10 protein-coding genes are annotated in these 12,652 nt (G+C 46.2%); all 10 read right to left on the bottom strand.

Annotated features, from left to right (window positions below; all coding sequences use genetic code 11):
• Window positions 1-79 precede the first annotated feature (79 nt).
• Window positions 80-1,309: a cell division protein FtsZ gene (gene ftsZ, locus AB4138_RS00285; RefSeq protein WP_017059291.1), complete on the bottom strand. Its 1,230-nt coding sequence runs from the start codon at window positions 1,307-1,309 to the stop codon at window positions 80-82.
• Between the two features lie 31 nt (window positions 1,310-1,340).
• A complete protein-coding gene (gene ftsA / locus AB4138_RS00290; protein WP_010434747.1) occupies window positions 1,341-2,609 on the bottom strand; it encodes a cell division protein FtsA in 1,269 nt (422 codons plus the stop codon).
• Window positions 2,602-3,294 carry a cell division protein FtsQ/DivIB gene (locus AB4138_RS00295; RefSeq protein WP_017059290.1) on the bottom strand — a complete coding sequence of 231 codons (693 nt, stop codon included), beginning with the start codon at window positions 3,292-3,294 and terminating at the stop codon, window positions 2,602-2,604. Before AB4138_RS00295 ends, ftsA begins: the two co-directional genes overlap by 8 nt.
• A gap of 278 nt (window positions 3,295-3,572) precedes the next feature.
• Window positions 3,573-5,033, bottom strand: coding sequence for a UDP-N-acetylmuramate--L-alanine ligase (gene murC / locus AB4138_RS00300; protein ID WP_017059288.1), 1,461 nt, complete (start codon window positions 5,031-5,033; stop codon window positions 3,573-3,575).
• A gap of 13 nt (window positions 5,034-5,046) precedes the next feature.
• Window positions 5,047-6,108, bottom strand: coding sequence for an undecaprenyldiphospho-muramoylpentapeptide beta-N-acetylglucosaminyltransferase (murG, locus tag AB4138_RS00305; RefSeq protein WP_017062898.1), 1,062 nt, complete (start codon window positions 6,106-6,108; stop codon window positions 5,047-5,049).
• Between the two features lie 12 nt (window positions 6,109-6,120).
• On the bottom strand, window positions 6,121-7,317 hold the full coding sequence (ftsW, locus tag AB4138_RS00310; protein WP_065584711.1) for a cell division protein FtsW: 1,197 nt from the start codon (window positions 7,315-7,317) through the stop codon (window positions 6,121-6,123).
• A gap of 22 nt (window positions 7,318-7,339) precedes the next feature.
• A complete protein-coding gene (murD, locus tag AB4138_RS00315; protein WP_065584710.1) occupies window positions 7,340-8,656 on the bottom strand; it encodes a UDP-N-acetylmuramoyl-L-alanine--D-glutamate ligase in 1,317 nt (438 codons plus the stop codon).
• A 57-nt stretch (window positions 8,657-8,713) separates the two neighbouring features.
• The gene (mraY, locus tag AB4138_RS00320) at window positions 8,714-9,796 is read right to left on the bottom strand and encodes a phospho-N-acetylmuramoyl-pentapeptide-transferase (RefSeq protein ID WP_017059284.1); all 1,083 of its coding nucleotides are present in this window, start codon (window positions 9,794-9,796) and stop codon (window positions 8,714-8,716) included.
• On the bottom strand, window positions 9,793-11,166 hold the full coding sequence (gene murF, locus AB4138_RS00325) for a UDP-N-acetylmuramoyl-tripeptide--D-alanyl-D-alanine ligase (protein ID WP_017070828.1): 1,374 nt from the start codon (window positions 11,164-11,166) through the stop codon (window positions 9,793-9,795). Before murF ends, mraY begins: the two co-directional genes overlap by 4 nt.
• Window positions 11,166-12,650, bottom strand: a complete 1,485-nt coding sequence (gene murE / locus AB4138_RS00330) for a UDP-N-acetylmuramoyl-L-alanyl-D-glutamate--2,6-diaminopimelate ligase (protein WP_017059282.1) — start codon at window positions 12,648-12,650, stop codon at window positions 11,166-11,168. Before murE ends, murF begins: the two co-directional genes overlap by 1 nt.
• Window positions 12,651-12,652 lie beyond the last annotated feature (2 nt).

Below are 12,652 nucleotides of genomic sequence, written 5' to 3' on the forward strand. Positions count from 1 at the left end.
AGTGCTACAAATCACGGTCAGTATTTACCGACCGCGAATTTTACCATTAATTCGACGATAGTCAAATTTTGGGTATTTGTTAATCAGCCTGACGTCGTAAGAATGCTGGAATATCTAAGTATCCACTCTCTTTCTCAGCCTTAGGTGCTGCACTTTGGCTAGCGCCTGTACCTGAAGAAACAGGTGACGTTGTTGGTTGCGGCTTAACTTGAGGTTTAACCTCAGTTTTTTCTTGCAATGGTTGTGCCACTTTCTCTTCCACTTTTGGTGCAGTTTGAGCCGCTACCTGTGGTTGAGGAGTTGGTGCAACCTTAGCTTTACCACCAGCAACTAATGTAATGTCTGGTTTTTTCTCTGTGCCGATACCTGTTGCAACAACAGTTACGCGGATTTCATCTGTCATATCAGGGTCTAGAGAAGTACCAATCACAACTGTTGCATTATCAGATGCGAATGCCTTAACTGTATTACCTACTGTTTCGAACTCATCTAGACGCATATCTAGGCCTGCAGTGATGTTCACAAGAACGCCACGCGCGCCAGCTAGGTCGATATCTTCTAGTAGTGGGCTAGAAATTGCTGTTTCAGCAGCTTCTTCAGCACGGTCTTCACCTTTTGCGATACCGCTACCCATCATTGCATGACCCATCTCAGACATTACGGTGCGAACATCCGCGAAATCGACGTTAATCATACCAGGGCGAGTAATTAGCTCAGCGATACCTTGTACAGCGTTTTTAAGTACATCATTTGCACTTGCGAAAGCTTCAAGCAGTGTTACGCCGCGGCCAAGTACTTTAAGTAGCTTTTCATTTGGAATCGTAATTAATGAATCCACATGTTTAGAAAGCTCTTCAATACCTTGCTCAGCAAACGCTAAACGCTTTTTGCCTTCAAAGCTAAATGGCTTAGTTACAACAGCAACCGTCAGCACACCCAACTCTTTCGCAACTTCAGCAATAACTGGAGCAGCACCTGTACCAGTCCCACCGCCCATACCAGCTGCGATAAATACCATATCGGCGCCAGTTAGAACTTCTTTAATTCTTTCTCGATCTTCGAGAGCTGCATCACGGCCTACTTGTGGGTTTGCACCAGCGCCCAAACCTTTAGTGATATCACCACCAATTTGGATCACGCTGCTCACGCTTGTTTTACGAAGTGCTTGTGCATCAGTGTTAACACTGATGAATTCTACGCCTTCGATTGATTCACGTACCATGTGCTCAACAGCGTTACCGCCACCGCCACCAACTCCAACGACTTTAATTACTGCATCGTCAGACATTTCCATCATCGGTTCAAACATGTGTTATCTCCGTTTTTTCCTGCAACTCAGGTTAAAACTCTTTTTGTATCCAATTACGCAATTTGCCAAATAAACCAGACATAGAAGGTGCTGAACGCTTAGGTTCGCTGTAATCACCTTCATCACTGATCTGACAATCTCTTGCGTAATGAAGTAAACCAACCGCCGTAGAATGATACGGCTCTTTAACATAGTCAGTTAAGCCACTAACTTCTAACGGCTTACCAACTCGAACTTGATTGCGGAAAACACGTTCCGCACACTCTACCAATCCGTCAATTTGTGCCGCTCCACCAGTGAGAACGACGCCAGCTGCAAGGTGGTGTTTAATACCTTCATCTCGTAGCTGTAATTGAACCGTATCAATAGTTTGGTTAACGAGACCCATAAGTTCAGTGTAACGTGGTTCAATCACTTCCGACAAAGTTTGTCGTTGCAAACTTCTCGATGGGCGACCACCAACACTTGGGACGTTAACAGAGTCATCCTTGCTTACGAGTTCACTCAGAGCGCAACCATGGTTTACTTTTATCTCTTCAGCATCGCTCACTGGCGTGCCGAAAGCGAAGGCAATATCACTGGTTACTGCATTTCCTGCGTAGGAAAAGACTTCTGTGTGTCGAAGTGCGCCGCCAGTCCAAATGGAAATATCCATTGTACCCGCACCGATATCGACAACACATACTCCAAGCTCTCTCTCGTCTTCAGTAATTACCGCATTGCTTGAGGCAAGTCCTGAAAACACGATTTGTTCTACTGTGAGACCACATCGTTCAACAGCTTTAATAATGTTTCTCGCCATGTCGCTATGGCAAGAAATTAGGTGAACACTGACTTCCATTCGAACACCAGATAAGCCAAGTGGGTTCTTAATCCCTTCTTGATAATCAATGGTAAATTCTTGTGGGATCACGTGCAGAATTCTCTGCTCATCACCTATTTTAATTGATTTCGCGGTATGGATCGCTCGATCCATATCGTCTTGAGACACCTCTTCATCAGAGATAGTGCCCATGCCTTTTTCAATTCGGCTTGCGATATGTTTACCCGATAGCGAGATAAATACATTGCTGATTTGGCATTCCGCCATCAACTCTGCTTGATCAATAGCTCGCTGAACCGACTTAACTACCGACTCTAGGTCGTTTACACCACCTTTATCCATACCTCTGGATGGGCTTTGCCCAGAACCAATGATATTGATTTGACCATCAGGCAATATTTCACCAACCAGAGCTGATATGGTCGCAGTGCCTATATCAAGACCAACGATTATGTTGTCATCTGCGGTCTTAGTCATCTGTGCTCTCTTCTAACTCTTGCTCTGGAAACCAGCCTACAGCGGCTCCCGTATCATACCTGAGGTCGATGTAGCTCACTTGATTCGCTTTACTACCAAGTTCGTTGTAAAGCGAAATGAAGCGTTCAACACGCTCATCTAAAGAATCTTTACCTAGTTCTAAACGGATACCGTTATCTAGGATTATTTGCCAAGCGCGACGCTCATTGAGAACGAGAGAGGTAACGGTTAACCCTAGACTGTTAATCAAAGGGGTTATCTGTCGCCACTTTTCTATCACTTCTTGGCTGGTGCCGTCTGGGCCGTAAAGCTTAACTCTATCGCCCTTCAACAGGCCGATATCACCATTAAACACCTGACCATCGTCATTCAGCAGCATGTTACCGTTCCAGATTGCTGCCGCATGGTACTCAGTCAAAAATACTTTTATTGTGTCTGGCCACTGCTTACGAATGGAGACCACTGAAACCCAAGGTAACGCTTCTAAACTGTCTTGCAACACACCGATGTCTTGCGACATGAAGGTTCCAATGTGCTCTAGCTCGCTAAAGGCATGTTGAACATCACCAGCGGTTACGTAAGTTAAGTCGCCTTGAAGTACTATTTTGGAGAGAGGCAATCGCTGATCGTCCCACATCCAAGTTAGTGTGGTATAGAAAAGAAACCCAATGAATAGCAATACCATGACAAAAAAAGACCCGCCTAAGGCGTGTTTCTTGAGCGACGGTAAACTGAATAGGTGGCGGTTTTCGCTAAAAGTACTTTCTACCAAAGCCCGCATTCCCTGTCGTTGGTTCGCAATTCTATTCCCTATCTTCGTAATAGAGGTAAAAGCACTTACTTTAACCTATGAATTATACTGAGCAAAATCAAACTATCAAACGTTGATAATAAGATTTTTGGTCAATTTTAGGTCAATCGCAAGAAGTGAGCGATTGACCACAGTCTGTAGACAGTATTCTGTTACGCGTTCTGCATTTTATTAATGTCTAACTGTAACGATTCCAACTGCTTCGCTACTCGACCAACATCGCCTGCACCCTGCGTTAAAACAAGGTCACCGCCTTGAATTACGTTGGCTAAAGCCGATGGCAGTGCGTTGATATCGGCAACAAAGATTGGGTCTATCTTACCACGCCCACGAATAGTTCGACTTAATGAACGTCCGTCAGCCCCTGCAATAGGTTTCTCACCTGCAGAATAAACATCTAACAGAATTAGGACATCAACCTGCTCAAGAACGTTCGCGAAATCATCATACAGATCGCGAGTACGGCTATAACGGTGCGGTTGGAAGATCATAACAAGACGTTTATCAGTCCAGCCACTACGAGCAGCTTGAATCGTCACATCAACTTCGGTTGGGTGATGACCGTAATCATCGACCAGCATTGCAACGCCTTTACCTGTTTCATACTCACCTAGGTGATCGAAACGGCGACCCGTGCCTTCCGTTCCCGCCATCGCTTTGAGAATCGCTTCATCGCTGATGTCATCTTCTGTTGCAACAGCAATCGCAGCCGATGCATTCAATGCGTTGTGGCGACCTGGAATGTTCAACGTGATATCTAAGTTAGCTTTACCTTCACGTACAACCGTAAACTTGCCTTGTTGACCTTCTTGTACGTAGTTTTCAATACGAATATCTGCGTCTTCAGAGAAGCCGTAAGTAATCACTTGGCGGCTCACCTGAGGGATAAGTTCACGTACAACAGGATCATCTACACACATCACAGCCTGGCCGTAGAACGGCAGGTTGTGTAGGAAATCGATAAATGTCTGCTTTAGCGTTTCGAAATCGCCGCCGTAGGTATCCATATGATCCGCTTCAATGTTAGTTACGATACTAACCATAGGTTGCAGATGTAAAAATGAAGCATCACTCTCATCGGCTTCAGCGATAAGAATACGGCTTGAACCTAAACGTGCGTTAGTGCCAGCACTTTTAACCAAACCACCGTTTACGAAGGTTGGATCTAGGCCGGCTTCCGAGTAAATCTGTGTCACTAGCGCAGTCGTGGTTGTTTTACCGTGCGTACCTGCCACAGCAATACCGTGACGAAAACGCATCAGCTCAGCCAGCATTTCTGCACGACGAACGATCGGTGTGCGCGCTTCACGAGCTGCAATAATTTCTGGGTTTTCTTCGTTGATAGCGGTTGAAACAACCACCACACTTGCGTCGGCAACGTTACTCGCTTGGTGACCGATATAAACGGTCGCACCCTTGCTAACTAAACGATCAGTCACTGGGTTTTGAGCAATATCAGAACCCGTGATCTGGTAGCCTTCATTTAGCAAGACTTCAGCAATCCCGCTCATTCCGGCACCACCAATACCAATGAAGTGGATAGATTTAACACGGCGCATCTCTGGCACCATTGCACGGATTTGCGCTAAGTCTTGGGTATGTTCAATCGTCATCAATTCAATCTCATTATTTTGCTAAAGCTTTAATCGCTTCAGCGACGGTCACATCAGCATCAAGCTTGGCGGCTTGACGAGCTTTTGTTGCCATCATTTTTAATTCATTTCTATCAAGCTGCGCGATAGTGTTCGCTAGCTTATCAGCCGTTAGTTGAGGCTGTTCAATCATTAACGCTGCGCCACATTCAACTAAATGGTCGGCATTCAACGCTTGTTGTCTGTCTTTGTGCATAAACGGAACGAAGATAGAACCGACACCTGCCGCAGACACTTCTGATACGGTTAATGCACCTGAGCGACACACTAATAGATCTGCCCACTCATAAGCTTGCGCCACATCATCAATAAATTCAGTCACTTGAACATTACCAACAGAATGTGATTTGTATTGCTCAATAACTTGTTGTTGATTGTTCTTACCCGCTTGGTGCATCACAGTGAAGCCTTCACCAAGCTGCGCCATCGTTACTGGCAAGGTATCGTTTAGGATTTTTGCGCCCTGACTGCCGCCCATAACCAAGATGCGGATGTCACCATCACGCTCAGCCATGCGTTGCTCGGGTTCAGCTAAGGCAACCACATCTTCGCGTACTGGGTTACCCACCACTTCTGCGGTAGGGAAAGCACCAGGGAAAGCTTGGAAAACCTTTTTAGCAATCTTAGACAGCCATTGGTTGGTTAAACCTGCCACTGCATTTTGTTCATGGAGAACCACTGGAATGCCAGACAACCATGCCGCGATACCACCCGGGCCACTCACGTAGCCACCCATACCAAGTACCACATCAGGCTGCCATGCTTTGATGTGTTGCCTTGCTTGAAGTATGGCATTAATAATCTGGAACGGCGCTTTAATTAACTTGCTAATGCCTTGACCACGCAGGCCTTTCACTTTGATGAAGTCGATTTCAATGCCATGCTTTGGCACTAAATCCGCTTCCATTCTGTCTGCTGTGCCTAACCAGCGAATTTCCCAACCTTGTTGCTGAAGCTTTTTCGCTACTGCTAACCCTGGGAAAACGTGACCGCCAGTACCACCAGCCATCACTAAAAGTTTTTTGTTTTGTTTCATCACGTTAGATTCTTATTCTACTAATTCGTTTTGACTATCAGCTTGTTCTTTTTGTTGCATTCGGCATTCGTGGTCAATGCGCAGCAGCATTGATACCGCCACAGACATAACAATTAAACTCGAACCACCATAACTGATTAGCGGTAGGGTTAGACCTTTGGTCGGAACGATGCCAGATGCAGCACCTACGTTAACAAGCGTCTGAAACGCAAACCAAATACCAATACCAAAAGCCAGATAGCCGCTGAACACTTGATCGTGTTCAAAGGCTTTTTTACCTATCAGAATGGCTTTTAACACCAAGCTGAAGATCAACATTAATACTAAGGTAACACCGACAAAGCCAAGCTCTTCAGCCAACACAGCAAATACAAAATCGGTATGCGCTTCTGGTAAGTATTCGAGTTTTTGAATCGAGTTACCAAGCCCTTGCCCCATCCAATCACCACGGCCAAACGCCATCAATGACTGAGTTAACTGGTAACCACTGCCGAACGGGTCGTTCCAAGGTTCCCAGAATGAGGTAACACGTCGAACACGATAAGGTTCTATAACAATCAAACCGACGACCGCGGCAATACCTGCCACCATCAAGGCGATAAACTGTGAAAGCTTGGCACCAGCAATGAATAGCATGCCGAACAGGGTCACTAGCATTACGACCACAGTACCTAAATCGGGCTGGCCTAGCAGCAGCACGGCAAAAGCGCCGAATACCATGATCGGTTTACCAAAACCACCGAAGAAGGTTTTTCTCACTTCATCTTGCTTCCGAACCAAGTAGCCCGCCATAAAGATAAACAGCGATAACTTGGCGACTTCAGCGGGTTGTAAGTTAAATAGCCCTAATGGGATCCAACGCGATGCGCCGTTAACCGACTTACCGACGGCTAATACCACAATCAGCAAGAAGAAGGACAAGCCCAGTAGATACATACTGTATTGAAACCAGCGTTGCATCGGGATTTGCAATATGACGCTAGAGACACCTAACGCCAATACAAGGAAGATGGCATGACGGAACATAAAGTGAAACGGCTGATCGGTTAAACGAGCACTGATGGGGAACGAAGCAGACGTCACCATCACCAAACCTGTCAGCATTAGCCCAAGAGCAATCCACACCAATTGACGATCGTAAAGCGCCTCGGGAGTAGCACGGTTTAGCCACTGCCAGATGGATTGATTAATCTCTTTGACTCTTTGCACTGAATGTTAGTCCTTCAACACGTTAAGCATACTCATGAGCAAGCTCAGTGAACGCATCACCTCTTGCCATGAAATTATTAAATTGATCGAAGCTTGCGCACGCCGGAGACAGCATCACCATATCTCCAGCCACCAGCTGTGGCGAGATAGATTCGATTATCTGCTGCATGGTATCGAACTTTTGTGCCGATGGGTGCAGAGGCATGAATTGATCTGCATCTTCACCGAAACAACACAGCTGAACACGCTCAAGTTGCGCCAATACGGGTTCAAGCTCACTAAAGTCAGCACCTTTACCAACGCCGCCAACCAAAAGATATAACGTACCTTGATACTCCAACCCAGACAGGGCTGCCAATGTGCTGGCTACATTCGTTGCTTTGGAGTCATTAACCCATTTGATTTCGCGCTTGTCAGCCACGACTTGGCAACGATGCGTCAAACCGTTATAGGCCTTCAAAGCATCAAGACTTTTGCTGTAGTCGATACCAACTTGCTTCAATAGTGCAAGTGAGACTAACGCATTCGCCACATTGTGACGTCCAACCAATGTTAAATCTTGGGTAGCAAGGACAGGTTTACCGTGATCGACCAACCACTCAGTACTATCAATCGTTGATACACCAAACTCTTGGTTATCTAGGCCAAAAGTCAACAATGGCATTGTCTGGTCAGGGTAAGTCTCTTTGTCTTCACGATTAACAGTCGCACACTGCGCGTTATTAAAGATTCTTAACTTGGCCTCACGGTAATCAGCCATGCCTTGATAGCGATCCATATGATCTTCAGACAGATTTAAGAATGCCGCAGCGGCAAGTTTTAAATTCGATGTAGTTTCTAACTGAAAACTTGAAAGTTCAAGGACATATAAATCCGCATCAAGTTCTAGAAGGTCTAGGGCAGGAATGCCAATATTGCCGCCAACGCCAACATTAAGCCCAGCAGCCTTAGCAAGCACACCAGTCAGATCAGTCACGGTACTCTTACCGTTTGAACCAGTAATCGCCACAACAGGCTTATCTACAGCCCAACCAAACAGCTCGATGTCGCCAACGACAGGCGTACCCGCTTGAAGCACATCTTGAATTTCAGGTGTCGCTAAAGCAATGCCTGGGTTAGCAACCACCAGATCAGCCTCAGCTAGCCATTGGCTATTCCAGCTTCCAGAATGCAGCTCAACCGACTCAGGCAAAGATTCCTTTCCTGGTGGTAGCTCTCGCGTATCAATTACCTTTACGCAAGTATGGGGCTGATATTTTACGAGATGTTTAACGACAGAGAGCCCGGTAATACCGAGCCCCACAACCACTACATTTTGAATATTTTGCCAACGTTCCATTTAAACAAGATGCTCTTAATAGTTTTAAAGAGCCCCTATTCAGAGGCTCATACAGGATTAACGAACTTTCAGTGTGGCTAGGCCAACCAGTACTAATACCATTGAGATTATCCAAAAACGCACGATAACACGCGGCTCTGGCCAACCTTTAAGTTCATAGTGGTGGTGAATCGGTGCCATGCGGAAAATACGCTGACCACGCAATTTGTAAGAGCCCACCTGCAGAATCACTGACAGAGTCTCCATTACAAACACACCACCCATGATCACTAGTACCAACTCTTGACGAACGAGTACCGCAATCACACCTAACGCACCACCCAGTGCTAGAGAGCCAACATCGCCCATGAATACTTGTGCTGGGTAAGTGTTAAACCATAGGAAGCCAAGGCCTGCACCAACGATAGCAGTACATACCACCACCAGTTCAGAGGTGTATGGGATGTATGGAATGTGTAGGTATGCTGCAAAGTTAACGTTACCTGTCGCCCAAGCGATAACAGCAAAACCCGCAGCAACCATAACCGTTGGCATAATCGCCAAGCCATCTAGGCCATCAGTTAGGTTTACCGCGTTACTGGTACCCACAATAACAAAGTAAGTCAGCACGATGTACAGCAGGCCAAGTTGTGGCATCACATCTTTAAAGAAAGGCACCACTAATTGTGTCGCAGCAGTGTCTTGCCCATGAGCATACAGAGCAAACGCCACAACCAATGCAATAGCCGATTGCCAGAAGTACTTCCAACGCGCAATCAAGCCATCAGTGTTCTTACGAACGACTTTACGATAATCATCAACAAAACCAACTGCACCGTAACCGCCTAGCACGACAAGTACGGCCCAAACGTAAGGGTTTGATAAGTCAGCCCAAAGCAAGACTGTAATAATGATCGCAGCAAGGATCATCACACCACCCATAGTTGGTGTGCCACGCTTACTAAAGTGAGACTCTGGGCCGTCGTTACGAACAACTTGGCCAATTTGCAGCATTTGCAGACGCTCAATTAAACGAGGTCCCATCCACAGCGACAGACATAAAGCCGTCAAAATGCTCGCGATTGCACGAAACGATAAGTATTCGAACAAACGGAAAAAAGAAAAGTGTGGCTGTAGTAGCTCTGCAAGCCAAATTATCATGAAAAGTTCTCCTTTAAAGCAGCGGCTATTTTACTCATTCCTGCACTATTGGCGCCTTTTACCAACAAGGTATGTGGCGCGTTTTCTGGCAAGCTCAAGTGCTGCTCTATGTGCGCGATCATCGCTTCATGCGTTGCAAAGTGAGTGCCGTTACACACTTCACTAATCACCTTGGTATCATCACCGTAAGTGAGTACATGCTCAAAAGCGAATGGGGCAGCATATTCACCGACTTGACGGTGAAGTGCAAGGCTTTCATCGCCTAACTCAGCCATATTGCCTAAAATCAACCAACGCTGACCTTTGAAGCTCGACAACAATTTAGCTGCAGCCTTCATTGCCGGTACACTGGCGTTGTAACTGTCATCTATCAGCTTGATATTCTGACTTAATTGTTGAACCTCAACTCGGCCTTTAACTGAGATAAGATTCGCTAAACCGCTTTTAATTTCTGCAAGCGTGGCACCGAATTGAATGCTCAGTGCTGCTGCGGCTAATGCGTTGGCTACATTGTGCTGACCAATAATGCCAAGTTCGACATCGATAGCGCCTTGCGGGGTCTGCATATCAAAGCAAGCTTCACCCTGCTCGTTGATGCGAATATTCGTCGAAAAGTAATCCGCCGTGTCATCACTTTCAGAAAAGGTCAGTACGTTTTTGTCTGCAAGCACATCTTTCCAGAAGTCACCACCATTGCTCTCTAGGTTAACAATAGCAGTATCACCAGCAGCAAGCCCCTGAAAAATTTCGCCTTTCGCTTGTTTAACACCATCAATTGAGCCAAAGCCCTCTAGATGCGCGGCAGCAACGTTATTCACTAAGGCCACCTGTGGTTTCACAAGCTGCGTGGTATAGGCAATTTCACCAATGTGGTTCGCGCCCAGTTCTATCACGGCATAGTCGTCATTGGGTTCACTGCGCAGCAAGGTTAGTGGTACTCCAATATCATTATTGAAGTTACCCGCTGTAAACAGCACTTTGCCACGTTGTTGTAGAATACTCGCGACCATCTCTTTGACGGTCGTTTTGCCACAGCTTCCTGTTATCGCCATGGTTGGCACGTTACATTGTTTGTGGATCCAAGCACTTAGCTGACCTAAAGCAAGTTTAGTGTCTTCAACAACAACTTGAGTAATATTTAGGTCAAGTTTTCGTTGAACTAATAACGCACTCGCATTGGCCTCAACAGCCTGACCACAAAAATCATGCGCATCAAAACGTTCACCTACAAGAGCAACAAACAGTGCACCTTCTTCAACGGTGCGAGTATCGGTAGAAACCGCATTGATCAAACTATTGCTCGATTTGCCAGCCTCTATCAGCTGACCGTACACCGCTGAGCAGATCTGCTCGAGTGATACATCAATCATTATGAAATACCTAAAAGTTGTAGTGCTGACTCTCGATCCGAATAGTGGATCGTTTTGTCTTTCAATACTTGGTAATCCTCATGGCCTTTACCTGCCAGAAGAATAATGTCGTTATTACCCGCCTGCTCTAGAGCAAACTTAACCGCCTGAAAGCGATCGTGTTCAACAAAGGCGACTTCAGGCTCACTTAAACCTGCCAGCATGTCTTTAACAATCAATGCCGGGTCTTCACTGCGAGGGTTGTCATCTGAAATAATAATGTTATCGGCGAACTGCTCTGCGGTAACCGCCATCATAGGGCGCTTGCCTGTATCTCGATCACCACCGCAGCCAAAGATTGCCCATAGCTTTCCAGAGCAATGTACACGTAGTGCTGCCAATGCTTTCTCTAATGCGTCAGGTGTATGCGCGTAGTCGACAACCACTTTCGCTTTGTTTGGTACTTGGAACAATTCCATACGGCCAATCACAGGTTGCAATTGAGGTGCTGTGTCGATCAAGGTTTGCTTGTCGATGCCTAGTACAAGTAGGGTCGCGAAAGCAACCAATACATTTGATGCGTTGAACTGGCCAATTAAAGGAACAGACAGTTGTCCCTGCCCCCAGCTACCATCAAAAGCGAGTTTGATACCCGTCTCTGCATAAGCAACATCCGATGCCCATACTGACTGCTGGTAGCCCGATAACGGAAGCAATGACACAGCTACTGCATTGGACAGATCAGCCATCCAAGCTTTACCGACTTCATCATCAACATTAATCACAGCGTGCTTACACTTATGCTGAGTAAACAAGCTCTTCTTAGCCAGAGCGTACTCTTGCATCGTGCCGTGGTAATCCAAGTGGTCACGGCTCAAGTTAGTAAATACACCAGCCTCAAAATCCAATGCCTTAACTCGGCCTTGAACCAAACCATGAGACGAGATTTCCATCGCGGTATAAACAGCGTTTTCTTCAGCCAACTCACTCAGCGTACGTTGTATTTCAATCGCACTACCGGTCGTATTCGCCGCCGTTTTAAGGTTGTCTAGAAAACCGTTACCCGTGGTGCCCATTACCGCAGAGCGTTGGCCGACTAAATCTAGCCACTGAGCAATCAATTGGGTGATAGTGGTTTTGCCATTGGTGCCGGTAACACCAATCAGCTTAGTCGCCTGAGACGAGTAAACACGACCGGCCAACTCAGATAACACCAAGTTAAGGTCTTTAATGTAAACAACCGGAACAGCATCCAACCACTCAATCAGACCATGGGCCTTTTCAGCATCAGCTTGTGCGATAACGGCATTGGCTCCCTGTGAGACCGCTTTGTCAATGAAACGACGGCCATCAACAGCATGCCCAACTACAGCAACAAAAATATCGCCGTCTTTGATGGCACGACTATCCAACTCCAACTGTTCAACGGCAATCGCATCCAGCTCAGGTGAACTAAAGTCACCCCAAGGAGAAAGTAAAGATGACAGCGTGAGGCTATTACTCATAT

It is taken from the genome of Vibrio sp. 10N.286.52.C3 (genome assembly GCF_041468865.1).
GTDB classification, from domain to species: domain Bacteria; phylum Pseudomonadota; class Gammaproteobacteria; order Enterobacterales; family Vibrionaceae; genus Vibrio; species Vibrio crassostreae_C.

Bases quoted from the DNA above. Each gene is read 5' to 3' on its own strand.
- ftsZ (WP_017059291.1), bottom strand. From the start codon at position 1,309: ATGTTTGAACCGATGATGGAAATGTCTGACGATGCAGTAATTAAAGTC.
- murC (WP_017059288.1), bottom strand. From the start codon at position 5,033: ATGACGATTGAACATACCCAAGACTTAGCGCAAATCCGTGCAATGGTG.
- murF (WP_017070828.1), bottom strand. From the start codon at position 11,166: ATGATTGATGTATCACTCGAGCAGATCTGCTCAGCGGTGTACGGTCAG.
- murD (WP_065584710.1), bottom strand. From the start codon at position 8,656: ATGGAACGTTGGCAAAATATTCAAAATGTAGTGGTTGTGGGGCTCGGT.
- AB4138_RS00295 (WP_017059290.1), bottom strand. From the start codon at position 3,294: ATGGTATTGCTATTCATTGGGTTTCTTTTCTATACCACACTAACTTGG.
- mraY (WP_017059284.1), bottom strand. From the start codon at position 9,796: ATGATAATTTGGCTTGCAGAGCTACTACAGCCACACTTTTCTTTTTTC.
- murE (WP_017059282.1), bottom strand. From the start codon at position 12,650: ATGAGTAATAGCCTCACGCTGTCATCTTTACTTTCTCCTTGGGGTGAC.
- murG (WP_017062898.1), bottom strand. From the start codon at position 6,108: ATGAAACAAAACAAAAAACTTTTAGTGATGGCTGGTGGTACTGGCGGT.
- ftsA (WP_010434747.1), bottom strand. From the start codon at position 2,609: ATGACTAAGACCGCAGATGACAACATAATCGTTGGTCTTGATATAGGC.